Source organism: Rhizobium sp. BK176, assembly GCF_024808055.1.
Genome location: NZ_JANUBV010000004.1, coordinates 218,762 through 244,389, shown reverse-complemented (window position 1 = coordinate 244,389; position 25,628 = coordinate 218,762). Strand labels below are relative to the sequence as shown.

The 25,628-nt window shown below is 59.8% G+C and carries 22 protein-coding genes and 1 tRNA gene; 17 read left to right on the top strand and 6 right to left on the bottom strand.

Annotated elements, in window-relative coordinates; genetic code table 11:
- Positions 1 to 92 precede the first annotated feature (92 nt).
- A complete protein-coding gene (locus FHT76_RS16590) occupies positions 93 to 1,127 on the bottom strand; it encodes a substrate-binding domain-containing protein (RefSeq protein WP_016552611.1) in 1,035 nt (344 codons plus the stop codon).
- Between the two features lie 198 nt (positions 1,128 to 1,325).
- Positions 1,326 to 2,549 (bottom strand): phosphate regulon sensor histidine kinase PhoR, encoded by a 1,224-nt coding sequence (phoR, locus tag FHT76_RS16585; RefSeq protein WP_183860762.1) that lies wholly within the window; start codon positions 2,547 to 2,549, stop codon positions 1,326 to 1,328.
- A 236-nt stretch (positions 2,550 to 2,785) separates the two neighbouring features.
- Between phoR and ppk2 the strand changes: the two genes are divergently transcribed.
- Entirely contained in the window at positions 2,786 to 3,667 is an 882-nt protein-coding gene (gene ppk2, locus FHT76_RS16580) for a polyphosphate kinase 2 (RefSeq protein WP_259126430.1), read from the top strand.
- Between the two features lies 1 nt (position 3,668).
- Here ppk2 and FHT76_RS16575 read toward each other — a convergent pair whose 3' ends face one another.
- A complete protein-coding gene (locus tag FHT76_RS16575) occupies positions 3,669 to 4,847 on the bottom strand; it encodes a hypothetical protein (RefSeq protein ID WP_259126429.1) in 1,179 nt (392 codons plus the stop codon).
- Between the two features lie 255 nt (positions 4,848 to 5,102).
- Here FHT76_RS16575 and FHT76_RS16570 point away from each other — a divergent pair, with 255 nt between their 5' ends.
- The 8 genes from FHT76_RS16570 to FHT76_RS16535 all read left to right on the top strand — a co-directional run bounded on the left by FHT76_RS16570 (position 5,103) and on the right by FHT76_RS16535 (position 12,791).
- Positions 5,103 to 6,062, top strand: coding sequence for a nitronate monooxygenase family protein (locus FHT76_RS16570; RefSeq protein ID WP_183753054.1), 960 nt, complete (start codon positions 5,103 to 5,105; stop codon positions 6,060 to 6,062).
- Positions 6,063 to 6,192: 130 nt separating this feature from the next.
- Positions 6,193 to 6,268 (top strand) — tRNA-Thr (locus FHT76_RS16565).
- A 306-nt stretch (positions 6,269 to 6,574) separates the two neighbouring features.
- Complete coding sequence (locus FHT76_RS16560) at positions 6,575 to 6,919, top strand: hypothetical protein (protein WP_183860396.1); 345 nt, start codon at positions 6,575 to 6,577, stop codon at positions 6,917 to 6,919.
- A gap of 298 nt (positions 6,920 to 7,217) precedes the next feature.
- Entirely contained in the window at positions 7,218 to 8,723 is a 1,506-nt protein-coding gene (locus FHT76_RS16555) for a DUF3300 domain-containing protein (RefSeq protein ID WP_183860398.1), read from the top strand.
- A gap of 17 nt (positions 8,724 to 8,740) precedes the next feature.
- Positions 8,741 to 9,688, top strand: coding sequence for a DUF2950 family protein (locus FHT76_RS16550; protein WP_405049260.1), 948 nt, complete (start codon positions 8,741 to 8,743; stop codon positions 9,686 to 9,688).
- A gap of 2 nt (positions 9,689 to 9,690) precedes the next feature.
- A complete protein-coding gene (locus FHT76_RS16545) occupies positions 9,691 to 10,908 on the top strand; it encodes a hypothetical protein (RefSeq protein WP_183860401.1) in 1,218 nt (405 codons plus the stop codon).
- A 675-nt stretch (positions 10,909 to 11,583) separates the two neighbouring features.
- Positions 11,584 to 12,327: a hypothetical protein gene (locus FHT76_RS16540; RefSeq protein WP_259126428.1), complete on the top strand. Its 744-nt coding sequence runs from the start codon at positions 11,584 to 11,586 to the stop codon at positions 12,325 to 12,327.
- Positions 12,328 to 12,335: 8 nt separating this feature from the next.
- Positions 12,336 to 12,791: a DUF6065 family protein gene (locus FHT76_RS16535; protein ID WP_259126426.1), complete on the top strand. Its 456-nt coding sequence runs from the start codon at positions 12,336 to 12,338 to the stop codon at positions 12,789 to 12,791.
- 451 nt (positions 12,792 to 13,242) lie between these two features.
- On the opposite strand, the gene FHT76_RS16530 is transcribed toward FHT76_RS16535, so the two are convergent.
- Together FHT76_RS16530 and FHT76_RS16525 are read right to left on the bottom strand one after the other, a co-directional pair.
- Entirely contained in the window at positions 13,243 to 13,902 is a 660-nt protein-coding gene (locus FHT76_RS16530; protein ID WP_183860407.1) for a response regulator transcription factor, read from the bottom strand.
- Positions 13,903 to 15,267 (bottom strand): sensor histidine kinase, encoded by a 1,365-nt coding sequence (locus FHT76_RS16525; RefSeq protein ID WP_183860409.1) that lies wholly within the window; start codon positions 15,265 to 15,267, stop codon positions 13,903 to 13,905. It lies immediately after the preceding gene.
- A gap of 309 nt (positions 15,268 to 15,576) precedes the next feature.
- Here FHT76_RS16525 and FHT76_RS16520 point away from each other — a divergent pair, with 309 nt between their 5' ends.
- Both FHT76_RS16520 and FHT76_RS16515 read left to right on the top strand, forming a co-directional pair.
- Positions 15,577 to 17,070, top strand: coding sequence for an MDR family MFS transporter (locus FHT76_RS16520; RefSeq protein WP_183753068.1), 1,494 nt, complete (start codon positions 15,577 to 15,579; stop codon positions 17,068 to 17,070).
- Between the two features lie 122 nt (positions 17,071 to 17,192).
- Positions 17,193 to 17,474 (top strand): hypothetical protein, encoded by a 282-nt coding sequence (locus tag FHT76_RS16515; RefSeq protein ID WP_183860411.1) that lies wholly within the window; start codon positions 17,193 to 17,195, stop codon positions 17,472 to 17,474.
- Between the two features lie 87 nt (positions 17,475 to 17,561).
- Here FHT76_RS16515 and FHT76_RS16510 read toward each other — a convergent pair whose 3' ends face one another.
- Positions 17,562 to 18,473, bottom strand: a complete 912-nt coding sequence (locus FHT76_RS16510; protein ID WP_183753071.1) for a GntR family transcriptional regulator — start codon at positions 18,471 to 18,473, stop codon at positions 17,562 to 17,564.
- 237 nt (positions 18,474 to 18,710) lie between these two features.
- Here FHT76_RS16510 and FHT76_RS16505 point away from each other — a divergent pair, with 237 nt between their 5' ends.
- The 6 genes from FHT76_RS16505 to FHT76_RS16480 all read left to right on the top strand — a co-directional run bounded on the left by FHT76_RS16505 (position 18,711) and on the right by FHT76_RS16480 (position 25,584).
- Positions 18,711 to 20,213, top strand: coding sequence for a UxaA family hydrolase (locus FHT76_RS16505; protein ID WP_183860764.1), 1,503 nt, complete (start codon positions 18,711 to 18,713; stop codon positions 20,211 to 20,213).
- A 33-nt stretch (positions 20,214 to 20,246) separates the two neighbouring features.
- The gene (locus FHT76_RS16500) at positions 20,247 to 21,266 is read left to right on the top strand and encodes an aldo/keto reductase (RefSeq protein WP_183860766.1); all 1,020 of its coding nucleotides are present in this window, start codon (positions 20,247 to 20,249) and stop codon (positions 21,264 to 21,266) included.
- A 9-nt stretch (positions 21,267 to 21,275) separates the two neighbouring features.
- Positions 21,276 to 21,722: an RbsD/FucU family protein gene (locus FHT76_RS16495; RefSeq protein ID WP_183860413.1), complete on the top strand. Its 447-nt coding sequence runs from the start codon at positions 21,276 to 21,278 to the stop codon at positions 21,720 to 21,722.
- 205 nt (positions 21,723 to 21,927) lie between these two features.
- A complete protein-coding gene (locus FHT76_RS16490; RefSeq protein ID WP_183860415.1) occupies positions 21,928 to 22,914 on the top strand; it encodes an ABC transporter substrate-binding protein in 987 nt (328 codons plus the stop codon).
- Positions 22,915 to 23,037: 123 nt separating this feature from the next.
- Complete coding sequence (locus tag FHT76_RS16485; protein WP_183860417.1) at positions 23,038 to 24,585, top strand: sugar ABC transporter ATP-binding protein; 1,548 nt, start codon at positions 23,038 to 23,040, stop codon at positions 24,583 to 24,585.
- A gap of 24 nt (positions 24,586 to 24,609) precedes the next feature.
- A complete protein-coding gene (locus FHT76_RS16480) occupies positions 24,610 to 25,584 on the top strand; it encodes an ABC transporter permease (RefSeq protein WP_183753083.1) in 975 nt (324 codons plus the stop codon).
- Positions 25,585 to 25,628: the final 44 nt, after the last annotated feature.

Here is a 25,628-nt window from a genome sequence, read left to right as displayed (position 1 = left end):
CCGGCTCTCAAACTTGGAGAAGTTCAAACCTCGTCCCAGCGACGGAACAAGGCAATGCCGGCACGATCTGGTGATCGCGCCGGCAAAGGTCATTACATGGTCTTGCCGTCTTCAACGCTCTTGCGGATGGCGTCGCGCTCAGCGTCCGGAGCGGCAACGAGGCCGTACTCGACGAGCGGGCTGTCAGGGCCGATCATCTGCTCGGAAACGAAGAAGTTGACGTATTCCTTCAGGCCCGGGATGACGCCGAGGTGTGCCTTCTTGACGTAGAAGAACAGCGGACGGGAAACCGGGTAGGTGCCGTTGGAGATGGTTTCGGTCGACGGAACGATACCGTTGACGGTCGCAACCTTCAGCTTGTCGGCGTTGTTTTCATAGAAGGAAAGGCCGAAGACGCCAACGCCGGTCTTGTTGGCAGCGATGCGCGCCAGCGTTTCCGGATAGTCGCCGTCGATGTCGACGGCAGCGCCGTCCTTACGAACTGCAACGCAAGCCTTGGTCTGGGCAGCAGCGTCAGAGATCGCAGCCTTGATGACGTCGAGAGCGCCGGAAGCCTTGCAGCCAGCAGCGAGAACGTTCTGTTCGAAGACTTCGCGGGTGCCGTGCTTTTCGCCCGGAATGTAGGCAGCAATATCAACAGCGGGAAGAGCCGGGTTGACTTCCGACCACTTCTTGTACGGGTTGTCGACGAGCTTGCCGTCAACGACAACCTGAGCGGCCAGAGCCTTGTAGATGTCGGCCGGAACGTAAGCAACGTCCGGGTTGGACGAGTCGGTTGCGAAGACGATGCCGTCATAACCGATCTTGACTTCCTGGATGTCGGTTACGCCAGCTGCCTTGCAGGCGTCCAGTTCCTTGGCGTTGATCGGACGCGAAGCGTTAGCAACGTCGATGCTATCCGGGCCAACGCCCTTGCAGAATTCCTTGAGGCCTGCGCCCGTGCCGCCGGATTCAACGACCGGCGTCTTGAAGTCCGTGAAGGTTTCGCCGAAAGTTTCGGCAACGATCTTGGCGTAAGGCAGGACGGTGGAGGAACCGGCTACCTGAACCTGGTCGCGAGCAACAGCCGCGCCAGCAAAAGCGGCGGAAGCGGCAAGTGCAGCGACCGTAAGTTTAAAAGCGTTCATAACAATCTCCCGGGCATAATGCGGTCTGAGTGCGGCCTTCAGTGGCCTTTGGCGGTGCCGTCTCATCAGCGGCACGCTCTCTTTAGCCCCTGATGACTAGAGCTTTTATGTCATTTTGACGAAACATTTGTGACAGCTTATGTATTTGAATTTACAATACAAAGAATAGACGATGGTCGAGGTCGCTGCAGTTTTATGTCAAAACCGCACGGTGAAGCTCGTCCCCTTCCCGACTTCCGACTTGACGATCAGCCGGGCGCGGTGCCGGGTCAGGATGTGTTTGACGATGGCAAGGCCCAGCCCCGTGCCCTTCTTCGAACGGCTATCCTCGATGCTCACGCGATAGAATCGCTCGGTCAGACGGGGCACGTGTTCGGCAGGAATGCCCGGCCCCCTGTCGACCACGGTGACCTCGACAGGTTCGCCCGAGCCATTCTTCAAGAAGACATCGACGGTCTTCCCCTCCTGCCCATATTTGCAGGCATTTTCCATCAGGTTTTCAAATACCTGAACCAACTCGTCGCGGTCGCCGAGCACCTCTGCCTTGCCTTGCGGCAGATGCAGAGCGATCTCCACACCGACGTCATTTGCAAGCGGCACCAGCGAGTCCCTGACGTGGCCGAGAAGGGGGACGAGGTCGACCTTCTGATCCGGGGCGATATGCGACTTGAGTTCCAGCCGAGAAAGGGAAAGCAGGTCGTCGACCAGACGGCTCATGCGGGTGGCCTGATCCAGCATGATACCCAGAAAGCGCTCCTGCGCCTTCGCGTCGTTCTTTGCTGGTCCCTGGATGGTCTCGATGAAGCCTCGCAGGGACGCCAGCGGCGTCCGCAACTCATGGCTGGCGTTGGCGACGAAGTCGGAACGCATGCGGTCGATGCGCCGGACTTCGGAAATATCGCGAAACGAGACCAAGAAGAAGCGCTCATCCGTCGGCTGCTGTCGATCCAACTCCACGGGTGCGCTGCGGACGATGTAAACGCGCTCGGACGGCAGGCGCTCGGAGTGCTCGATCTGGTTCGGCGCATTGGTCGCAATCGTTTCGGCGATAATGTCGAGGACGCCCGGCGAGCGCAGGCGCGCGGAAATGTGGGCACCAATGGTGACCTCGCCAAACGCCTTTTCCGCAGCGCGATTTTGGTAAAGCACCGAGGCATCGTTTGAAAGCACCATGACGGGCATGTCGAGCGCGGCCAACGTCGCCGTTACTTCAACCAATCTGCTGGGCGGCGTTTCGATAATCTCAGGAGCAGGCTCAAGCGGCGCCTCTCGGATGACCGGAACCGCGTGCCACACGGCGGTGATGACCATCAATAGCAAAAGCCCGAGGACGACCCACTTGTTCACGCCCGCGGCAAGAGCGATCAGTGCGATCAGCAACGCCACCAGCAGAACCGGGCGTTCCTGCCGAACGCGTGCGATCAAGCTTCTTGTCCACGGTACTTTGTCTTCCACTGCCCCTCGCGATCCCGACTCGTACTATTGCCTTCAAACCTCTGCGTGATAGCCGTGAATCATGACAGAAGTTTTCGACCGCAGCCAGCAGTGGAAGGGCTGTAACAGGAACGCACAGGAATTTCCGCGATCTGCAAGACATTTGATTTTCAAAAGAAAATATGATCGCCTGTCTCAGCGAAGGTTACAGCGGGAGAGAAGTCATGGCCGATGATGTCGAAAGCAGAGCCGTCGAACTGGACATCCGCGGAAAGAAGCGCGTCTTCGATGTCGACGATCCCGTGTTGCCGGACTGGGTGGACGAAGCAGCCCTGCAATCGGGCGACTTCCCCTACAACAAGAAACTCAAGGAAGAGGAATACCTCGAGGAGCTGCAGAAACTGCAGATTGAACTCGTCAAGGTGCAGTTCTGGCTGCAGGCGACCGGCAAGCGCGTCATGGCGCTTTTCGAGGGACGCGATGCGGCGGGCAAAGGTGGGGCGATTTCGGCCTCGTCAGCCCATATGAATCCGCGCCTCGCCCGGGTGGTTGCCCTGACCAAGCCCACTGAACGCGAGGCAGGGCAATGGTATTTTCAGCGCTACATCACGCAGTTTCCCACCGCCGGCGAGTTCGTGCTGTTCGATCGGTCCTGGTATAACCGGGCCGGGGTCGAGCCGGTCATGGGTTTCTGCACTCCAAAGCAATATGAAGACTTCCTGAAGCAAACGCCTCAGCTCGAGAACGGCATCGCCCACGAAGGCATCTTCTTCTTCAAGTTCTACCTCGATATCGGCCGCGAGATGCAGCTGAAGCGGTTCCATGACCGGCGGCACGATCCGCTCAAGGTATGGAAGCTCTCTTCGATGGATATAGCGGCGCTGACGAAATGGGGCGACTATAGCGATAAGCGGGACCGTATGCTGAAGGAGACGCATACGGACGCAGCGCCCTGGACGGTCATACACGCCAACGACAAGCGTCGCGCGCGGCTAAACCTGATCCGTCACATGCTGAAGAGGATGGACTACGACGGCAAGGACAAGGACGCCATCGGCAAGCTCGACGACAAGATCATCGGCTCGGGTCCCGGCTTCCTGAAATAGCTTATTGTCCCGGCAGGATCCGCACGGCGTAAAGATTGATGCTGCGCGCCTTGCCGTCGACGTCGGTGTTGATCGTCAGGCTGCCGGCAGAGTTCGGCGCCAGTGATCGATCGAAGCGGACCTGCAGAAGCACATCCGATTTCTGGCGGCTGACGGAAAAGCGGTGGCGGGCGCAGTCGCCGAGCGACTGGAAATTGCACTCCACGGTAATCTGCGTCGGTTCGTCAGACGTCGACTGCAGCGTGATTGCAATCGTCGAGGACTTGCCGGCCAATTGCTGCAGCACATCCGCCGGCACGCTGACACTGACATTGCCGTCGTTGCCATTGGTTTGCGAGGTCAGGCGTACTGCCGGGCCATCGTTTTCAGCGACGTTCTGCGTCTGGGATTGCGGGCCGGTCTTGATCTTGTCCGCATCGGACGGCTTGAAAACCTCGATCCAATCTGCCGAGAACGAGTTTTGCGGGTCGATTGTGACGGGAGCCGCATTATCGCCCGCAGCAGCGTTATCGGTGCCGTCAAAGTCTTCCGGTTGCGTGGTCGCCGGCGGATTGGCAACGCCCGTATCTCGTTCTGCGGCGGTCATCAGCAGGCCCGATGAATAGACCCACCATGCGCCCATGCCGATGAAGGCGAGAAGAACGCAAGCGACGAGCAGCCTGGAGAAGAACTTACGCGGCTTGCGCCGAACCGCCGCACGCTCCGGCCGAAAGTCCATCCGAGCCGGTTTTTGCTCCACCGTCGCCGGCGCCTCGGCAGTCGGCGCAGCGCCGAGGTGATCGCCGCTGCCCGCATGCACGCCGGCGAGGCTGGATTCGTCGTCGAAGCGTGGGTCCGTGACAGAATGCTCGCGGGTCTCGCCGCCGATCGAGACGTTTGCCGCCTCGTCCTCTGCGGCATGGGCCACGGGCTTCGGCATTTCCACCTCGGGTGGCACAGGAATTTCAGGCGGCCCCTGACGCGGATGCAGACGCTCGCGCTCTTCAGCCTCGATCGTATGGATCGTGGTTTCGAGTCTATGGCGATGATGGGTCACCGCTTCCGCGTCGGTGATGTCCTGTTTGCGGAGACCGGATTCGAGCGCCTGACGTGCGGATTGATAAATCTTTGCACGGACTTCGGGATTGTCGCGATCGGCATTGTTGAGCGCCGTTCTGATAGCCGTTTCTAATCCGCTCACGTCCGGTCCTTTACTCTGAGACTGGGCTTTGTCCTTAACACTTCGTAAAAGCGGTAGCTGCTACCAGGGCAAATCGCAAGCCTCACCCCGCTACCGGGTCGGATCGGCCGGGGAAAACGCAGGGTTGCCGCATGCTGCCTTATCGTCTTGCAAGAATAGCCGATATTTATGGAATCGATAGAGCGAGCTTTTCCTCACCGAAAGTCTCTGCTATCACATTGACGTTTTCGTAAACGTCAATTCTTACGGTGTCTTATGGCCCTGCCTCCGATCCTCACCCAGAATCTCAGATTGCCGGTTGTCGCCTCGCCGCTCTTCATCATTTCGCACCCGGCGCTGACGCTGGCGCAGTGCAAGGCTGGGGTCGTTGGCGCCTTTCCCGCGCTGAACGCACGGCCGGAGAGCCAGCTCGACGAATGGTTGGCGATGATCACCGAGGATCTCGCTGCCCACAACGCGGCAAACCCTGATCGGCCGGCTGCCCCGTTTGCCGTCAACCAGATCGTCCACATGTCGAACAAGCGGCTGGAGCATGACCTCAGGCTCTGCGTCAAATACAAGGTGCCTGTGGTCATCTCGTCGCTTGGCGCGGTGCCGGAAGTCAATGCCGCCGTGCATTCCTATGGCGGCATCGTACTCCACGATGTCATCAACAATCGCCATGCCAACTCGGCCATCCGCAAGGGCGCCGACGGGCTGATTGCCGTCGCAGCCGGTGCCGGCGGTCATGCCGGGACACTTTCGCCCTTTGCCCTCGTTCAGGAGATCCGCGAATGGTTCGATGGGCCGCTGCTGCTTGCCGGCGCCATCGCCAATGGCGGCGCCATCCTCGCGGCGCAGGCCATGGGGGCCGACATGGCCTACATCGGCACGCCCTTCATCGCGACCGAGGAGGCTCGCGCCTCCGAGGCCTACAAGCAGGCAATCGTCGACGGCATGGCGAACGACATCGTCTATTCCAACTACTTCACGGGCGTTCACGGCAACTACCTCAAGCCCTCGGTCAGATCCGTCGGCCTCGATCCCGACAATCTCCCGGCCGCCGATCCCTCCAAGATGGATTTCGAACAGGCCGTCGGCGGCGCCAAGGCCTGGAAGGATATCTGGGGCAGCGGCCAGGGCATCGGCGCCATCAAGGCCATCGAACCGGTCGGCAAGCTCGTCGACCGGCTCGAGAGCGAATATACGGCTGCCCGTGCACGCCTGTCGTTATAACGGTCGACCACAGATTTCCACAGCGCCGTTCTTTTTTACCGAAGAGATGACGGGGCGCTTGAAATCTTCAAACAATGCCTGTATCAGCCCCATGCAAATCGCGGGGCCGCATGGTTCGCCCGCACGGGTTGCCGCTTTAGCTCAGTCGGTAGAGCACATCATTCGTAATGATGGGGTCACGTGTTCGAGTCACGTAAGCGGCACCATTTTAATCTTTTATAATCAATGTGTTGACGTGCGCCCACCAGCTGCACGCTGGTGAACGCAATCGGCGGGTCGTCACCGTGGCGGCCATGTTCCATTCCTGTTGCCGCCATTCCCGTTGATTTCCAACGGATGAAGGCAGCTGTCGGCGAATCCACGCGACATGGAATGCAACGTTGAAAGATTCTTCTCCACGCACTCTGCGAGTTTGAGTGTCGCGTTCTTCCTGTACACACACGACAGAGCTAAATAATCGAATAGTGGTAAATGCGAGCCCAAGCGGCGATTTTTGCGCCTCGTTGCGTCGAATGCGGGCATCAATCAAAGGCTTCGTTCGTGCGGGGCGCGATCAGCAGTCGATCGAGAAGGCGAACCAGCAAACCTCCGCGCAGGAAATCTGGAGCCAGGTCACTGTTATCGTTCGCCAACGCCCGGACGCCGTTACGGCAGCCCTGATGAGCGCTGTCAACGAGACTTTTGATACCGGGACCTCCGAGCGGCTTGCGCTTGATACCCGCCTGCCCGCCCAGATTTTCTGGCTCATCGGGGTCATGGTGCTGAGCACGGCGACCCTCGGATATCAGTTCGGGATCAAGGGACGACCCGTGCGTTTCCTTGTTCTCCTTCTTACTTTGGTCTGGACGCCGTCGTGATCGACATCCTCGATCTGGCCACGGCTCGCCTTGGCAGTTTCCGAACGGACGTCCGTATGTACGAGTGGACCAGGCAAGGACTTGGCGAAGCGCGCCCGCCTCCCGTGCCAATTCAGTAGATCGCGTTGCCGGGCCTAAGCCTGAACGTTGCTCGATCCTTCTTTGTTACGTTCAAGTTTACCGTAAAGTACTTTCGCAACTGCTCGAATTCTGTTCGGCTGCCTCCCTGAAGTTAGATGGTTTGCCCGACGACTTGCGTATGCGGTGAGCCAGGCCGGCAACTCCTGGAGACGTGTCAATGGGATTTCGCTTCTTTAACGCCTACGCAAGACGCTCAGCGATCTTTCTCGCGGCGGCAACTGTCATCGGCTTCGGCGCCGGGCTGGTCCACGCCCAAGACCAAGCGGCTGCCACGCAAAGATCCGCAACGACCGAGAGCGCGGCCTCGACCGAACTGAGCGACGCGGAAATGCAGGTCCTTGTCGCACGTATCGCGCTCTATCCCGACGAACTCATCGCACTGGTAACCTCGGCCTCGCTCTATCCGCTTCAGATTGTCGAAGCGTCCCGGTTTCTTGATCAGGTCAAAGTCAACTCGACACTAAAGCCCAAGGACGATTGGGACGGCAGCGTCGTCTCCCTGCTCAACTACCCCGATATCGTCAAAATGATGGGTGACGACCTCGACTGGACGCAGCAGCTCGGCGATGCAGTCGCCGACCAGCAAAAAGACCTGCTGATCGCCATTCAGACGCTTCGCGACAAGGCGGTCGCGGATGGCATGATCAAGACCGACGACAAGGTGAAGGTCGTTCAGCAGAACGACAACGTCGTGATCCAGGCCGCCAATCCGGAAAAGATATACGTCCCGCAGTATGAGCCGCAGATGCTCTACGAAGAAGGATACGCTCCCGCGCCGATCGGCTACTATCCCGATCCCTATCCGAACTACTACTACCCGACCGCCACCTACTTCGCCGGCTTCGTGACGGGCGCGGTGTTTGGAGCCGTGGTCGATTGGGACAGATGGGGCGTCTGGGGCGGTCGCTTCGACGGCAACGACATCGATATCGATTGCGACCACTGCTTCAACAGGTTCGATCGGAACGGCAAGGTCAACTTCAACGACGTCGACTGGAAGAATGTCGATCGCAGCAAAATCAAGTTCGATCACAACCAGTTCGCCAACATCGACAAAACGAACATTCGCAACAGGCTGGAAGCGGGCGGCAACAACGACATCCGCACGAAGGCCAAATCCGTCAAGGCACGAGCCGCAAATGCCAACCATGCGAGAGTGACGCCGTCTGCCATCAAGGACATCAGAGCCAACAAGATCGCTGGCGGCGGTGGCGAACTGCGCGACCGTGTCGCCAACAGACCGGGCGGAGGTTCAGATTTACGTGATCGCGTTGCCAACCGCCCTGGTGCCGGCGGTGAGGGAGAACTCCGCGATCGCATCGACAACCGCCCTGGCGAACGCCGCGGTGAGATCGGAGACCGCGTAAACCGCGACATCGGACATCACGCGATGGCCGGCAAGCGCGACATTCGTCCCAATGGTCCTTCGGGCCTTGGCGAAATTCGATCCCGTAGCGCCGCCAACCTTCACTCGCAACGTGGTGGCCGCGCGATGGGCGGCGGGCACCATGCCAGCCGCCCGGAATTCGCCGCACACCGTGGCGGCGGAGGCGGCGCTCACTTCAGCGGCGGCGGCAGAGGCGGCGGGGCCCACTTCAGTGGTGCTGGCGGTCGTGGTGGCGGTGGTCATGCCCGCGTCCCCCACGGTGGACGTCGTCGCTAGTTGAACCAAACGGAGTTATTGCCATGAGTGCTCATAGCCATCGCATTGGATTTCGTTTGATTGCCTCCGCGGTCTTGTCGGTTCTGCTGTCGGCTGCCGGCACGTCGGCTGCCGAGAAGGATCTTGTTGATCTCGTCTCGAAGCAGCTGCCAACCGAGTACGATAGCGCCGAAGCTGCGATGACAGCGTTCAAGGACGCGGTCAATGCCTCAGACCTCGACAAGCTGGCGTCCGCTTTGGGCGTCGACGCGGCCCACCTGAAAGCCACCGACGGCGTTTCGGAAACGCTTGCGGCCATCAAGGACGGCATCGGAAAACGCATCGCGCTCGAAGAGAAAAATGGCCAGAACATCATCGATGTCGGCGAGATCATGTGGCCATTCCCCTTCCCGATCGTGAAGGTAGAGAACGGCAAGTATGCCTTCGACCCCGTCGTCGGTATCGAGGAGATTATCAATCGCCGCATCGGTGAGAACGAAATCCAAACGATTGAAACGGTCCGCGGCTATGTCGACGCTCAGCAGCAATACGCCAGCGCCGACCATGACGGCGACGGCGTGCTGGAATATGCTCAGAAGCTTGTAAGCAGTCCCGGTCGGGCCGATGGTCTTTATTGGCCCGAAAGCGAAGGCTTGGGTGAAAGTCCGGCTGCGCCCTATCTTGACTATGTCCAGTTCGAGAAGTCGAAAGACAATGGATACTTCGGTTACCGCTACAAGGTCCTGACTCGCCAGGGCGGCAATATCGCCGGCGGTCCCTACGACTACGTCATCAACGGCAACATGATCGCGGGCTTTGCCCTGGTGGCGTGGCCGGTCAAGTATGGCGAGACGGGCGTCAATACCTTCGTCGTCAACCGCAACGGCATCGTCTATCAGGCCGATCTCGGAGCGGACACAGACAAGATCGCGCGCGCCATGAAGCAGTTCAATCCCGGCGACCGCTGGTCGGTCACCGAGGACTGAAGATGGCGGAGATGAAGGCTGCACCGCCAACTGCCGGCAAGCTCGATCAACCGCAGGATCGACTGCAATTCCTCGCGTCACATGGCGGCCCGTTCTTCGAACTTCAGCGGCGGCTCAAACTCGTTCATGAGAGAAACCTCCATACCGGTCGTCGAATCCTTGTGTTCGTCGCCATCGCCTGGGCCGTTCCGCTCCTTCTGACCCTACCCACCCTGGCTTCGGAGACGCCGACGCTGAAGGCCTATCTTACCGACCCCGGTCCCTGGGCGCGGTTCTTTGTTGGCATTGCCGCGTTTTTGGCCGCCGAGCAGGCTGTCGAAGCGGGATTGCGGCGCAAGCTTGGACAATTCCTCCGCGCCCCCCTGATCACACCGACCTCCGAGGGCGCTGCACTAGTTGCATTGAACACGGCGCTCGGTCGACGCGATTCGGTGCTTGCGGAACTCGTGTGCCTCGCTCTCGCAGCCGTCTCCGCAGTTCTTGCCTTTGCCACATTCAAGCAGCTCCCATCGACAAGTTGGGCAACGACGGTGACAGGTGATGCTCATCACCTGACAATAGCGGGCTGGTGGTGCGTGGTCGTCAGCATACCGCTCTTCATCTTCCTCTTGGTCCGCGGCATCTGGCGACACCTTGTCTGGGCTGAACTGCTACGAAGCATCGCGCGCCTCGACCTGAGGCTGGTGTCGACCCATCCGGACGGCAAAGGCGGACTTGCCTTCCTCGGGGAATATCCGAACGCCTATGTTCTCTTCGTCTTCGGTATCAGCTGCGGCATGGCGGCTGCGGTCGCTAAGCACCAGATGCAGGCCGATCTGTCAGCCACGACGCTCACGACTATCATGGCCGCCTGGCTTTTGGTCGTCCTCGCGTTTTTCGCCTATCCGCTCTCCGCCTTCTCGAAACCGCTCACTCAACTGAAGGACAAGACGCTTTTGACCCTATCGGCGCGAGCGACGACCCAGCAGAGGGCTGCGGAGCGCAAGTCGATCGGCGCGAACGTTGTTGCACCAGATGCCGACGAAGCGGAACAGGCAATCGAGCCTGCCGATCTTACGAAACAGTACGAGCAAACGCGCAAGCTGTCGTCGATGCTCGTCAACCGCAGCACGTTGCTGCCGGTCGCCGCCGCAGCGCTCCTGCCGTTTGCAATCGCGGGCGCGACCAAGCTGCCCTACAAGGAGGTCTTCTCGGTCCTCAAAAAGCTTCTGCTCATCTGAGCGTCATAGGTCCCTCCCAAGGGTGCGGGAAGTTGGGCTGGCTTCCCGCAGGTCTTGCAAATAAAATCGCCCTTAGGTGGTGCTTCTCACAGTGGGCGACCCGAGCGCATCAACCGCCGGATCCTTCGGTGGCGATTGCCCATTTGTGAAATTATCATATTTTTCAAGACAATCCCTCTGTTGCCGAAGAACCACATGGGCTCCGAATTGCAATGCTTCAGCCTGACCTAATCAATTGACAGCTTGAAAAACTCAACCGACACTTGCCTTTGGGCTGGCTACTGGGGGTAATCGATGATTGATCCGGGGTACACACAGTTTTGCGTTCATCCGATCGGCGAGCATCTAGCTGACGTGCAACTTCCTTCACGGATCCCAAATTATCCACCGGCTCGGCCTAGCGCGTCGCGTCGCGCATCCGTACGCCTTCTCCTTCTCCAGTCATCCGTTGCTTCAATCGCCCTTCTCGGCCTGAGTGGCACACGAGCGGAAGCGGCCTGCGTCGAGAATACACCCGGTGTTATCGACTGCTCAGGTTCAACTCCTGGCCCAACTACGACCGGTCGGTCTGTAACCATCAATGCAGACAATACGGCGAGCCTAACCAGTAACGTAGTGGTCACCGGGCCCGGAACCAGCGTCGTTAACAACAACGGCGGAAGATTCACCAACAGCGTGGTGGCCACGGACAACGACAGTTTCACGCTCAACAACCGCGGGCATATCGATGGGAATATCAACCTCGGTGGTGTTGGAACCAACTTCATTTTCAACTTCGCCGAAGGCTCGGTCTCAAATGGGGTGACGAGTACAGGGAGTTCTGTCGACACGGTGATCAACCGTGGCTCTTTCCAGGGCTCCATTAGCCTCGGTGACGGCAACGATACCCTAGAGCTGCTCGGGGGGACCGTCCAGACACAGGTGGACATGGGCGCGGGCGACGACAATTTCACTTGGCTCGTTGGCAACATCGCCGCTACCGTCCAGATGGGAAGCGGAAACGACACCGCACGATTCACTAATCTGACGCAGGCAAACCTGACGGCGGGGAAGCTCATCGACGGCGGCCAGGGGACTGACACCCTGATCTGGGATCACACTTCCAATGACGACGGCGGCCAGGGAGGCGACGCCCCATCGAGCTTGATCAACTGGGAAACCATCAATCTCACCAATCAGTCTGAGTTCGTGTTCATCTATACCACGAGCGTCCTGACACTCGGCGATTCGACGACTGGCACTGGCACGATCTCGATCGACGCCACCAGCAAGATCGAGGCGGGAAATTCCTTTGGCTACGCCATCGTACCGGCCAACAATTCGCAATTGGTGACCGTGAACAACGCAGGTATCATTGACCTCACCAACGATGCACCGGGCGCCGGCACATCACTGCATGACACATTGACGGGGTCCTGACGTTCCACGTGCCCTGTCTCTTCCGGACGGAGTCCGGGGTCGACCTTTTCGTCTCTGGCCCGATCAACCGGCCCAAGGATGCCATTGCTCCGCTATCAGGCGTCATCGAGACTGACTGGTCTCCATACACCTTCACGATGAACTGGAAGTTCACCCGACCGTTCCAGAAGGTGTATTTTGAAGCGGACGAACCCTACTGCCACCTCTTTCCGCTCGCGCGAGGAAGTCTCGAGGACATCGCCCCGGACATCCGCAATCTCTCGGAAAATCCGGATCTGGCGAGGGAATATGACCAGTGGACGAAGAGCCGCAACACCTTCAATGCGGCCCTAACCGAACCGGATTCGAAGGCATCCCAGGACAAATGGCAGAAGTCCTACTTCCGGGGGGCGGCTCCCAGCGGTGCGCCCGGGCCGAGCGATCACAAGAGCAGGCTTCGGTTGAAGCCGTTCTCGAAGGCGTAGAGCGCGCTTTCCACCACCAAGTTGTCCTGGCGTGTCGAGGCTGACCGAGTGATTGAGAGGAAGCGGTTAATTACAATTCGTTCGCGTAAAGTGCGCTTGCCCAAACCCGGTCGGTCGATCCTTCGGAACGTGTCCTCGGTGGCCTGTTGCCATGCTGTATCGGGTATGTGGTGGAAATGGTAGTTCCTGAAATTCGTAATGATGGGGTCGCGTGTTCTAGTCGCGTAAGCGACACCATTTTTCTCCAATAATATCAATTGCTTGCCATGACACCGGCGCATCAACCGGCCAGGTTTCCAGCCTTCAAATGTTTGGTAGGACTTTCCGTAACATGGAGGCACGCCGCCGCCATGCTCCTAACCATGTCGCTTGTGTGCTCATTGGGAAACGCCCTGACGCTTCTCTGACACTCGCATCGGAACCGACAACGCATTCGAAGCTCAGGCGCCTGCTACTCTTTGCCAGACACATCCGCCGCTTTCTGCGCGATGAGGGCCAATTCAACGCGGTTCTTCGCTTGAACCTTTTTGAGAAGCCTGGAGACATGAAACTTCACGGTGCGCAAAGTCGTTCCCGTCGCTTCGGCAATGGCCTGGTTCCCCATTCCGCGACCCACGCATTCCAACACGTGGCGCTCCTTTGCGGACAACGCGGTCAGCGGATTGCCGTCGGTTCGCGGCTGTGTGTGTCCTCTCATTGCGGCGACCAGTTTGGAACCCAGTGTCGGCGCTAAATAGGTGCTGCCGCGCTGGACGGTCGTCAACGCGTCGAGCAACTCGTTTGCGGCGATGCCTTTCAGAATGTATCCGGACGCGCCAGCCTCCAGGGCCTCCAGGACGTCTTGGTCATCCTCGGAAACCGTCAGCATCACCACCTTCACATCAGGCCATCGCTCGTGGATCTCGCGCGCCGCGGCGACCCCGCCACCCGGCATGGAAATATCCAGAAGCGCGATCGTCGGGTGATGGCGCGCCACGAGATCCAGAGAATCCTGCTTGGATGCGCCCTCCGCAACGACCCGCAAGTTTTCATTGAGGGCAATCGTCTGCAACACGCCCATCCGAAACAACGCGTGGTCGTCAACGACGATGACAGAAGCCGGCTCTACCATTCAGACTGCCTCCCCAAGCTCGAAACACATTGTCAGTTTTGTCCCGGCGTCCCCGCCGGCGATCTGCAGGCTGCCGCCCAGGCTCTCGATGCGCTGCCGCAGGCCCTGAATGCCCATTCCTCCGCCGGCGCGGGCAGGCGGCTTGACGAAACCCTGCGGTGGGCCCTTGTCGGAGACGACCACTTTCATATGCACTGCCCCCATCTCGCACCAAACCTCCTGACCATTGCCGCCAGCGTGCCTGTAAGAGTTATTTAGGCCCTCCTGGACAAAGCGGAAAAGGCAGATCTTCATTGCTGCCGGAATCTCCCGTTCTGCCCCGACAATGGTGCAAGCGACCTCTGTCCCTGAGCGGCCCTCGTGCATCTTGATCGCACGTTCGATGATGCGGCTAGGCGGGAAGTGCTCGATTTCTGGCAGGATCAGCGATCGGGCAATCGCCCTGATCTCGGTCAAGGCGATATCGAGCGACTCCTCGAGTACGGCGAGCGGCGCTTCGCGCCCCGGATCGGACCTGGCTTGGCGGACCTGTTCAACCTGCAGGCGCGCGAAGCTGAGAAGCTGGGCCGGGCCATCGTGGAGGTCTGCGCCAACGCCACGCATCAGATTCTCGTTACGCTCGGCGAGTTGCATCGAGGCCTGGCGGGCAACACTCTGCAGTTCGGTCAGCTTGCGCGATGCGGACTCCGCGTCTTCCGCGCGCTGACGCAGGGTCCGCCGCTGCTCTTCTATGGTGTTGCTTCCCCGGCGAACGATCGCGTAAAGACAGAGCAGGATCGCGCAGGAGGCAAGCGCCACCGCTGCCCAACTGACCATCCGCACGCGCTCCACATCGTGATCAAAGGTCGCGGGATCCTCCTGTATCTCCGCAATGGCTATGATCCGGCCGGTCGAGTTGTCACGCAGCGGGCTATAGATCTCTAGATAGCGTGTCTGGAAATTGCGGGCGACATGTTCGCCTGCATCAAGATCGGCGAAGGAAAGTGAAACCTCGCCCGAAAGTGCATTCTCGGCCCCGGCGGGGAGCTCAAAGCGGTGACCGATCAGGTCTGCGGCAAGCGAATAGGCAATTGTACCATCGGTCGTCCAGATCTCCACATGCGGGAAACGCCCCCTCAGCATTGGATCGGTGAAAAGCCCGTGGAGCCTCTCGATATCCCCCTGTGGCAGGGCGTCCGCCGAAGCCAGCTTCTGAACAAGCGGCTCCATCATGCTCTGGACGAACGTTGCGGCCGCACCGGCTTTGCTGCGGATCGCGTTTTGCTCGACGATTCCGGATATGACGTAGCCCGAGATCAATGTCGCGAAGAAGATCAGGATACCGCTGGCAAACAGGAACTGGATCGACAGCGGTCGGCGCCTCATCCAACTCAGCAACCCTTTGGACCGCAATCCTTGTCCCCCGATCGAAGAAAGCAGCTATTTGTCAGTACAATGATCGCAGTGTTCGCGTCGAATTGAAAGACTGGCTCAAACTGACTCGGTCTCGAATGTTGGTCCTGCATCGGGGCTCTGCCATTGGGCGCCGCCAAACCGGCCTCGTAACCAAACGGATAATAATTGACGCCTTTGCCTCGGCGGCATAGAACGGGGCAACACTTCGCGCCGGCGCTTTTCCCCCAGTCGACTTGCCGATCATCTCAGGCACTTCGCGGAGTACCCGGAGAAGATGTCGTGTCCAATACAGCCCAGCGCTCGAACCGTGCGCTCATTGTCGCCATCATCATGCTCGCAACCTTCATGGTCGCCATCGAGGCCACGATCGTCGCGACGGCGATGCCGAAGATCGTCGGGCAGCTTGGCGGCTTTACCTACTACAGCTGGGTGTTCTCGGCTTTTCTTCTGGCGCAGTCGACGACGACCGTCATCTACGGCAAGCTTTCGGATATCTTCGGACGCAAGCCGGTGCTGATTTCGGGCATTCTGATCTTTCTCGTCGGCTCTCTGCTTTGCGGTTTCGCATGGTCCATGGCGTCGCTGATCACCTTTCGCCTGCTGCAAGGGCTTGGCGCCGGAGCCATCCAGCCGGTGACGATGACGATCATCGGCGACCTCTTCACTCTCGAGGAGCGAGGCCGGGTGCAAGGCATCATGGCGACGGTTTGGGCCACATCGGCTGTCGTCGGGCCGCTTGCCGGCGGCGTTATCGTCGATACCGTTTCCTGGGCCTGGATCTTCTGGATCAACCTGCCGATCGGCATCGTGTCGATCGCGGCTTTTGCCGCCTTCCTCAAGGAATCGGTCGCACACAAGCAGGCAAAGATCGACTATCTCGGCGCCATTCTGTTTTCGGTCGCCGTCATTGCCTTGCTCGTCCTCCTCACGGAAGCGGCGGATGCCAATGCGTGGGTCCTGGTGTCGCTTGCGGTGGTCTTCGTCGTTGCTGCTGTGCTTTTCCTGCGACAGGAGAAGCGGGCGGCAGAACCGATCATTTCGATTGCTCTCTGGAGCCGCAGGCTGGTCGCGACCAGCAACGCCGCAACATTGCTTGCCGGGATGGCGCTGATCGGTCTTTCGACCGTGTTGCCCATGTATGTCCAAGGTGTCCTTGGGCGATCGTCGATCGTCGCCGGCTTCACTTTGACCATGCTGGTCGTCGGCTGGCCTCTGGCCGTCATGCTCTCCAGCCGCTTCTTCAAGGCGTTCGGCATCCGACGCACGCTACGGGTCGGCAGCTTGATGTTTCCCTTTGGCGCAAGTTTCCTGCTGTTTCTGACGCCCGACAGCCACCCCGCGCTTGCCGGTGCAGGCTCCTTCTTCATGGGCTTCGGGATGGGGTTGATCAGCCTCACCAGCATCGCGCTCGTTCAGGACAGCGTCGAATGGTCGATGCGTGGCAGCGCCACCGCGTCGATCATCTTCGCTCGCAGCCTCGGCAATACGCTCGGTGCGACAGTGCTTGGCGCCATTCTCAACGCCGGCATCAGCCACTATGCGGTCGGCGATGCAGCAGCGTCGCTTCATGACGTGTTGAACCAGCCGACAGGATTGTCCGAGTTGGCAGCAGACCCTGCCATCCGCACGGTCTTCGATGCCTCCCTTCACTGGACGTTCTGGGGGGTGGCCGTGGTCGCCGTCCTCACGTTCCTGTCGGCCTGGCTCATTCCCGTGGGACGCGAACATAGCCGGACGCCGGTGGCGTCAGCCGCCAGCGAAGCGTCGCATTAGATCCTCGCCGCCACCCTCATTATGCTCCCGAACAACGCCAATGCGGTGGCTCGGCGCGTCATTTTTCAAGGAACCAGTTCTTTCCTCCTTCGTTGGTCTTCCATGAATGAAGGAGAATTGACATGCGAAAGACCCTTATGAACTGTACCGTTGCGGCGATGGCGCTATGTTCGTTCGTCGCTCCTGCCATGGCCGACGGTGTGATCGTGACTCGCGAACGAAGTTACGACGACTACGACCAGGCGCGCCCTGCAATTACCATTAACGAACACGGCATCAGAGTTGGCGCCGTCCGTGATCGTGATCGTGATCGCTATTATCGTGATGGCTGCTACACCAAGACCATCAGAACAACGACCGACGATGGGGATGAGATCACCAAAACGGTGCGTCGCTGCAGATAATCACGATCGCGGATGATATCCTTTCACCCCAGCAGGCGGCGGACGTGCAGTAGCGTAAACCCGGCTTCGGCCGTGTTTGCTCTTAGACTACTTCTCGATAGCACCGTCGTCGGTGGCGGTTAATGGAATGGATTGGAGCAGCGTCTGACGCGCCGACCTCAAATGCAGACGACAGGCGGAATTGATCGCCGCCTGATCGCCTGACTCCAGCGCAGCAATGTAGTCGAGATGCTCATGAATGGCGCGTTCGTTGCGCTCGCGCGCGAACGCCTTGTTCCATTGGTAGTGATAGTGAAAGATGATCGCGATCGCGTCGTAGAAGTCAGCGATGAAGCGGTTTTTCGACGCTCCGTGGATCAGCAGGTGGAAACGTTCGTCGAGCGCCGAAAAATCCTTGTAGCGCCTGTCGAGGTCGCGCAGCATGGCCTGATGCTCGGCCTTGATGTCAGACAATGCGCGCCATGCCTCGCTCTCTGGTGGAAGCCGGCCGAATTCGGCGGCCGAATGCAGCTCGAACATCTCGCGCACCTCGGCGAGCTCAAGCGCGAAATCGCGGGTGAACCCCTTGAGTATCCAGTGGCTGTTCGGCCGTTTCTCGATCAGGCCGAACCGCGAAAAGCGGATCAGGAACTCACGGACGCTCGTGGTGCCGGTGCCGATCTCGCGCGCCAGTTCCAGCTCATTGATCTGCATGCCTGGCGCGGCATCATCCGACAAGATGCGCTGCATGAAGCTGCGCTCGATGATGTCGTGGAGTGAATTCGTCTCTTCCGATGGAAAGAAATCGTCTTCCGTCGGTTGGCGCAGAACGATCTTCTGGCGCTTGTTCCAGCGGATGATTCCTGCATCGCTGAGCCGTGTCAGGATGGCGCGCGCCGTGCTGCGGCTGATCCCCAGCTGGGCCGCGATCTCAGGCTCAGACGGCAGCGCCGCGTCGGTGCGCAAAGCGGCGACATAGCGGTTGTAGGCTTCCTTGAAGACTGTATTCTGCCTTGCCATGCACCCCGCCCTCTTGCCTCGGCAACACGGATCGGGCGGCCGCAGAGTTGCGGTGCGCAGCGTGGCAGAAGCTTATCTCTCGGCAATCCTTATCTTATTTTGGATTGCATGCGGCTGTTTGCCTCCCTCGTCCACAGGATCGATAATCCCGTTGACTTGAAAATGTTTATTGTAGATAAAAAACAAAATCAATGAACATTCGCCGACGCAGCGAGTGTTTCCCTAGGGAGAAGAATGTTGACCAAAGACCCTTGGATCATCCTGTCCGCCGGCGACAATGTTGCGGTCGCGACGGCGGCGATTCCCTCCGGCGCGACGGTCGCCGGCATCCAGACACGGCAGAAGATCGATCCCGGCCACAAGATCGCGTTGGCCGATATTCCGCTTGGCCAGCCGGTCGTCAAATACGGTCAGGCCATTGGACGCACGACGGCTGACGTTAAGGCCGGCGACCATATTCACAGCCACAATCTGCATTTCGAGAACGACCGCCTTGCGGCAACCGCCAACTCGGCGCCCGAGGAAGCAAGTGCGACGGACCGGGCGCGCACCTTTATGGGCTATCGCCGCGCCGATGGTCGTTCGGCGACGCGCAACTACATCGGCATCATTGCCAGTGTGAACTGTTCCACCACGGTCTGTCGGGCGATTGCTGACGAGGCCAACCGGACGATCCTTCCGCATTTCGACGGCATCGACGGCTTCGTGCCGATCGTGCACGATCAGGGCTGCGGCATGAGCTCCACCGGCGACGGCATGGCGGTACTGCACCGGACACTTGCCGGCTATACCCGGCATGTCAACTTCGGCGGCGTGCTGATGATCGGCCTTGGCTGCGAAGTCAACCAGCTCACACTCTACGGCCAGAGCGGCGCCGGCAATGCCAAGCGTCATTTCAACATCCAGGACGCCGGCGGCTCGCGCCGCGCCGTCGAGCGCGCCATGGGCATGCTACGTGAAATTGCCCAGGATGTCGGCAAGGAAAAGCGGGTTGCGCTGCCAATCAGCGATATCATCATCGGCCTGCAATGCGGCGGCTCGGACGGCTTTTCCGGCATCACCGCCAACCCGGCGCTCGGCGTGGCCGCCGACTTGCTGGCGGCTGCCGGCGGCACGGCGATCCTTTCCGAAACCTCCGAAATCTACGGTGCGGAGCATCTTCTGCGCAGCCGCGCCGTCAGCGACGAGGTTGCCAGGAAGCTCGACGACAAGATTGCCTGGTGGGAAAAGTATGTCGAGTTGCACGGCGCGTCGCTCGACAACAACCCCTCGCCTGGCAACAAGCGTGGCGGCTTGACGACGATCCTCGAAAAGTCGCTGGGTGCCGTCGCCAAGGGCGGCCGCTCGCCTCTGACCGCCGTCTACGGTTATGCCGAGCGCGTCACCGCACCGGGTCTCGTCTTCATGGACACCCCCGGCTACGATCCGGTCTCGGCGACCGGCCAGGTCGCCGGCGGCGCGAACATGATCGCCTTCACCACCGGTCGCGGCAGCTGTTTCGGCTGTCGCCCGGCGCCGTCGATCAAGCTTTCCAGCAATTCGGCTCTCTATGCCTCGATGGAAGAGGACATGGATATCGACTGCGGCACGATCGCGACAGGTGACGCTACGATCAGCGCCAAGGGCCGCGAGATCTTCGACCTGATCATCGACACGGCATCGGGCAAGAAGACGAAGAGCGAGGAATTCGGCTACGGCGACAACGAATTCGTGCCGTGGCACCTCGGAGCCACGCTCTAAGGCAGCGCATATCAAGTCTTCAGAGGAGGAATGATGAAGACGAGGAGGATCGGCAGGACAGAGCTTGAGGTCACCGAAGTGAGCTTCGGTGGCGCCGCTCTCGGTGGCCTCTATCGGGCCTGCCCGCGCGAACAGGCCATGGAGACGCTCGAGGCTGCGTGGGCCAGCGGAATTCGCTACTTCGATGTCGCACCATGGTATGGCCTCGGCCTCGCCGAGCGTCGCTTCGGCGACTTCCTGCGCGACAAGCCGGAGAACGAATGGGTGCTGTCGACCAAAGTCGGCCGGCTTCTACGCCCAGTGCCGACGGGGACGGTCCCCGACTACAGCTATGTCAACCCGCTCTCCTTCGATGCCGACTACGACTATTCCTACGACGGCATCATGCGCTCGGTGGAGTTCAGCTACGCGCGTCTCGGACTGAACCGGATCGACATCCTCTATGTCCACGATCTTGGCGGATACACACATGGTGCGGCGAAAAACGCCGTTCTTCAGAAGCAGTTCCTGGACACCGGCATCAAGGCGCTTGAGGAACTGAAATCTTCCGGCGCGATCAAGGCCTTCGGGCTCGGCGTCAACGAGGTCCCGGTGTGCCTCGACGTCATGCACAACGCCGACATCGACTGCATCCTTATGGCAGGGCGCTATACGCTGCTCGACCGGTCTGCGGTTGCCGAGCTGCTGCCGCTCTGCCGGAAGAAGGGTACCTCGCTCGTGGTCGGGGGCGTCTTCAACTCCGGCATCCTGGCGACGGGCCCGGTGCCCGGGTCGCATTTCGACTATATGCCGGCGACGGACGACATTCTCGCCAAGGTCGGCGATATGGAGAAGATCGCCGCCAAATATGGCGTGCCGCTGGCTGCTCCGGCGTTGCAGTTTGCGCTCCAGGATCCAATCGTATCGTCCGTGCTGATCGGTACTGCAAAGGCTTCCAGCCTGACGCGCAACATGGCGCTTTTCGAGCCCGCTTTGCCGGACTCGATCTTCCCTGAATTCGACCCCCTGACGCTCGTCGCTCCGCCGCTCGGCGAAGACGCCGTGCGTGTTTGAGGACCTACCATGCTTAGAGGTATTCACCCCATTCTCAATCCCGACCTGCTCCGTGCGATTGCCCGCATGGGACATGGGGACGATATCGTCATCGCCGATGCCAATTTCCCTTCAAGCACCATGGGCCCGGAGGTCATTCGTGCAGACGGCGTCACCGCGACCGATATGGCCGAGGCCATCCTCACGCATTTTCCGCTCGACACCTTCGTGCCCGAGTCCGCATGGCGCATGGAGGTGGTGGGCGATCCGACCGCCGTGCCCGAAGTTTGCGCCGAGTTTCAGGAGATCGTGACAAGACGGGCCGGCGATTTCACGATTGCCTCGCTGGAACGCTTCGCCTTCTATGAGCGTGCGCGGACCGCTGCCTACATCGTGGCGACGACTGAATTCCGGTTGTATGGCAACTTGATTTTGAAGAAAGGCGTGGTCCATCCGCATGAAGTCTATCGCGGCTGACAGAACTTTAGCCAGCGATTGAACAACTGAAAAAACAATTACTTGGGGTGAAGAAAGAAACGATAATCAAGTCCGCCGCGCTACTTGCAATTTGACTTTCGCTCGGCTAGCTTCTGATGGTAATTGTTTTTTATCGATAAAAATCGCCCGCCTGCGTTCAGCGGTACGGTTTCTAGGAGGAGAACGCATCTTGGAGGAGAACCACATGCGCATGAAATCGATTCTCTCCCGCCGAGCCTTTACGGCTCTCGCGGGCGCCGCCGTTATCGCCACCGCAATGCCGGTGTCGTCGTTTGCGGCTGACGTGACGATCCCGATCATCGTCAAGGACACGACGTCCTTCTACTGGCAGATCGTTCTGGCCGGCGCCCGCAAGGCAGGTCAGGATCTCGGCGTCAACGTTCCGGAACTCGGCGCACAGGCCGAATCCGACATCAACGGCCAGATCAGCATTCTTGAGAACGCTGTTGCCGGCAAGCCGGCTGCAATCGTCATCTCGCCGACCGAGTTCAAGGCACTCGGCAAGCCGATCGACGAAGCTGCCAAGTCCGTTCCGATCATCGGCATCGACTCCGGCGCTGATTCCAAGGCCTTCAAATCGTTCCTGACAACCGACAACGTCCAGGGCGGACGTATCGCTGCTGACGGGCTTGCCGCTGCCATCAAGGAAATGACGGGCAAGGAAGAAGGCGAGGTCGTCATCCTCACCAACCTTCCGGGCGTCGGCTCTCTCGAGCAGCGCCGTGAAGGTTTCCTCGATCAGGTCAAGACGAAGCATCCTGGCCTGAAGGTCATCGCCGACAAGTACGGCGACGGTCAGGCAACGACCGGTCTCAACATGATGACCGACCTGATCACTGCCAATCCGAACCTTGTCGGCGTCTTCGCCTCGAACCTCATCCTCGGACAGGGTGTTGGCCAGGCGATCGCGGAAAACAAGCTCGGCGACAAGATCAAGGTCATCGCCTTCGACAGCGACGACAAGACGGTCGGCTTCCTCAAGGACGGCTCGCTTGCAGGTCTCGTCGTGCAGGATCCTTATCGCATGGGCTATGACGGCGTGAAAACCGCGCTCGCCGTATCCAAGGGCGAAAAAGTCGAAGAAAACGTCGACACCGGTGCAAACCTGGTCACCAAGGCCAACATGAGCGACCCGAAGATCGACGCTCTGCTGAACCCCAAGATCAAGTAAATAACATGACGGTGGCCGCGCGAGAGGAAATCCCGCGCGGCCTTTCCTTCACCTGTGTTATCGTCCGCCTGAGGAGTGCGGGCGGCCGGTGGAGAGACGGCAATTCGCGAGGAGGAAACGCCCATGAGCCTGGAAGAGGTCAGTCATCGCCACGATGACAGCGCCAAGCTGACGGAGGCAAACCGCATTCCTGCGGGCGCCCCGATCCTCGAACTCAAGGGACTCCAAAAAAATTACGGCTACGTCCAGGCGCTGAAACCAGCGACGGTGACGTTCCTGGCCGGTGAAATTCATGCGATCGTCGGCGAGAACGGCGCCGGTAAATCGACGCTCATCAAGCTTCTGACCGGCGTAATCACCAGAACGGCTGGCGAAATTCTCTGGTGCGGCCATCCGGTCGCCCTGGCGACGCCGAACGAGGCGATCGCACGCGGCATCAATGCCGTCCATCAGGAAGTCGTTCTCTGCCCGCATCTGACGGTCGCGGCCAACCTCTTTCTCGGCGACGAGGTCAACAAGTACGGCCTGATGCGCAAGAAAGAGATGGAGAGGATGGCACAGGCCGTCCTCGACGATCTCGGCTTCGGGCTCCCAGCCCATGTCCTGCTGAGCGATCTGACGATCGGCCAGCAGCAACTCGTCGCGACGGCACGCGCGGCAATGCGCGGCACGCAGTTCCTGATCTTCGACGAACCGACCGCCTACCTGACCCGCCAGGAATCGGCCCAGCTTTTCAAGCTGATCCGCCGTCTGCAGGGTGAGGGCGTCACCATCGTCTACATCAGCCACCGCATGGAAGAAGTGTTCGAGCTCGCCGACCGCGTTTCGGTGCTGCGCGACGGAACGCATGTCGGCACGCGCACGATCGGCGAGACGAACGAAGGCGAGCTGATCGCGCTGATGATCAACCGTTCGATCGAGCAGATCTACCACAAGGAAGAGATCCCGATCGGCGAAACGATCGTCGACGTGCGTGGGCTGTCCGGCCCCGGTTTCGAGAACGTGTCGCTCTCGGTCAAGGCCGGGCAGATTGTCGGCCTCTACGGCTTGATCGGCGCAGGGCGCAGCGAGTTCGCGCTTGGCCTCTACGGCAGAGAGAAAACGACCGGCGAGATCCATTGGATGGGCAAGAAGGTCGATATCAAGGATGAGCGCACTGCGATGGAACTTGGCATCGCGCTGGCACCTGAGAGCCGCCGCGACCAGGGACTTTGCCTCAACTTGCCGATCGGGCTGAACATCAACCTCCCCGTCTTCAAACGGCTGAGCAAAGGCCCCGTCATCAGCCACAGCGAGGAATCACAGAACGCCGACCAGCAGATTCGCGATCTCGCGATCAAGACGCCAAGCCGACGCGTTCTCGTCTCGGCCATGTCGGGCGGCAATCAGCAGAAGGTCGTCATCGGCAAGTGGCTGAGCCATGGCGCCCGGCTCTTCATCTTCGATGAGCCGACGGTGGGCGTCGATGTCGGCACGAAGGCGGAAATCTACCGGCTGTTTGCCAAGCTTCTGAAGCAGGGCGCCGGGATCATCCTGATCTCGTCCTATCTGCCGGAAGTTTATGAACTCGCGGACAGGCTGCACGTCTTCCGTCGCGGCCAGCTTGTTGCCAGCCACGACTTCCACGCGGCAACACATGAAGAAGTGCTCGGCGAAGCGATCGGCGTCTAAAAGAATAAGAGGGAGAGACCATCAATGACCGTAACCCCCACTGAGATCGCAGCGCCGCCGGCGCGCCGGAAAGTGAATATCCTCTTCGGCCTGACCCTTATCGGTCTCCTGGCGTTCCTCTGGATCCTTCTCGGCTTCGTGACCGCCAGCTTCTGGACGCCGCTGAACATCTCGAACCTGCTGCGCCAGGGCGCCATGACCGCCATTCTGGCGCTCGGGCAGACCTTCGTGATCATTACCGCCGGCATCGACCTCTCGGTCGGCGCGATCGTCGGTTTCTGCACCGTCATCCTCGCCTGGCTGCTGCAGGCGGGCGTGCCGGTTTGGGCCTCCATTCTCATCACCCTACTGATCGGCGTCGGTATCGGGGTGTTCCACGGCTTCGGCATCGTCAAGATGGGGTTGCCGCCGTTCATCATCACGCTGGCAACGCTGACCTCGCTGCGTGGTATCGGACTGCTGATCACCAATGGTTCGACGATCAACATCGTCAACGAGCCCTTCACGAACTTTGCCCGCGCCGACTTTCTCGGCGTGCCAAGCCTGTTCTGGATGGTCATTCTCGTTGCGGTCCCGTCCTATGTCTTCCTGCACTTGAGCCGTTGGGGGCGTTATCTCTTCGCCGTCGGTTCGAACCGCGAAGCGGCCCGCCTGTCGGGCGTGCGGGTGAACGGCATCATCTATCTTGCCTACATTCTCTCCGCGACGTTTGCGGCCTTCGTCGGCGTTCTCCTTGCCTCGCGTATCGCGATCGGCAACGCCACACAGGCGGACGGATGGGAACTGCAGGCAATCGCCTCGTCTGTCATCGGCGGCACCAGCCTGTTCGGCGCTGTCGGTTCGGTTCATGGACCACTGATCGGTGCATTCATTCTGGCAACCATCAACAACGGCGCGAACTTGCTCAACGTCAACTCGTTCTGGCAGCGCATCATCACCGGTTTGCTGATTATCGTGATCGTCTACTTCGATCAGCTGCGCCGCCGCCGCAACCCGTAAGCCGGCAGCGACATACGGAGCCGGCCCCACGGCCGGCTTCTTCC

Coding starts and splice junctions, on each gene's coding strand:
- FHT76_RS16515 (WP_183860411.1), top strand. CDS start 17,193: ATGCGAAAGACCCTTATGAACTGTACCGTTGCGGCGATGGCGCTATGT.
- FHT76_RS16500 (WP_183860766.1), top strand. CDS start 20,247: ATGAAGACGAGGAGGATCGGCAGGACAGAGCTTGAGGTCACCGAAGTG.
- FHT76_RS16525 (WP_183860409.1), bottom strand. CDS start 15,267: ATGAGGCGCCGACCGCTGTCGATCCAGTTCCTGTTTGCCAGCGGTATC.
- FHT76_RS16555 (WP_183860398.1), top strand. CDS start 7,218: ATGGGATTTCGCTTCTTTAACGCCTACGCAAGACGCTCAGCGATCTTT.
- FHT76_RS16510 (WP_183753071.1), bottom strand. CDS start 18,473: ATGGCAAGGCAGAATACAGTCTTCAAGGAAGCCTACAACCGCTATGTC.
- FHT76_RS16530 (WP_183860407.1), bottom strand. CDS start 13,902: ATGGTAGAGCCGGCTTCTGTCATCGTCGTTGACGACCACGCGTTGTTT.
- FHT76_RS16490 (WP_183860415.1), top strand. CDS start 21,928: ATGCGCATGAAATCGATTCTCTCCCGCCGAGCCTTTACGGCTCTCGCG.
- ppk2 (WP_259126430.1), top strand. CDS start 2,786: ATGGCCGATGATGTCGAAAGCAGAGCCGTCGAACTGGACATCCGCGGA.
- FHT76_RS16485 (WP_183860417.1), top strand. CDS start 23,038: ATGAGCCTGGAAGAGGTCAGTCATCGCCACGATGACAGCGCCAAGCTG.
- FHT76_RS16545 (WP_183860401.1), top strand. CDS start 9,691: ATGGCGGAGATGAAGGCTGCACCGCCAACTGCCGGCAAGCTCGATCAA.
- FHT76_RS16570 (WP_183753054.1), top strand. CDS start 5,103: ATGGCCCTGCCTCCGATCCTCACCCAGAATCTCAGATTGCCGGTTGTC.
- FHT76_RS16590 (WP_016552611.1), bottom strand. CDS start 1,127: ATGAACGCTTTTAAACTTACGGTCGCTGCACTTGCCGCTTCCGCCGCT.
- FHT76_RS16560 (WP_183860396.1), top strand. CDS start 6,575: ATGCGGGCATCAATCAAAGGCTTCGTTCGTGCGGGGCGCGATCAGCAG.
- FHT76_RS16495 (WP_183860413.1), top strand. CDS start 21,276: ATGCTTAGAGGTATTCACCCCATTCTCAATCCCGACCTGCTCCGTGCG.
- FHT76_RS16480 (WP_183753083.1), top strand. CDS start 24,610: ATGACCGTAACCCCCACTGAGATCGCAGCGCCGCCGGCGCGCCGGAAA.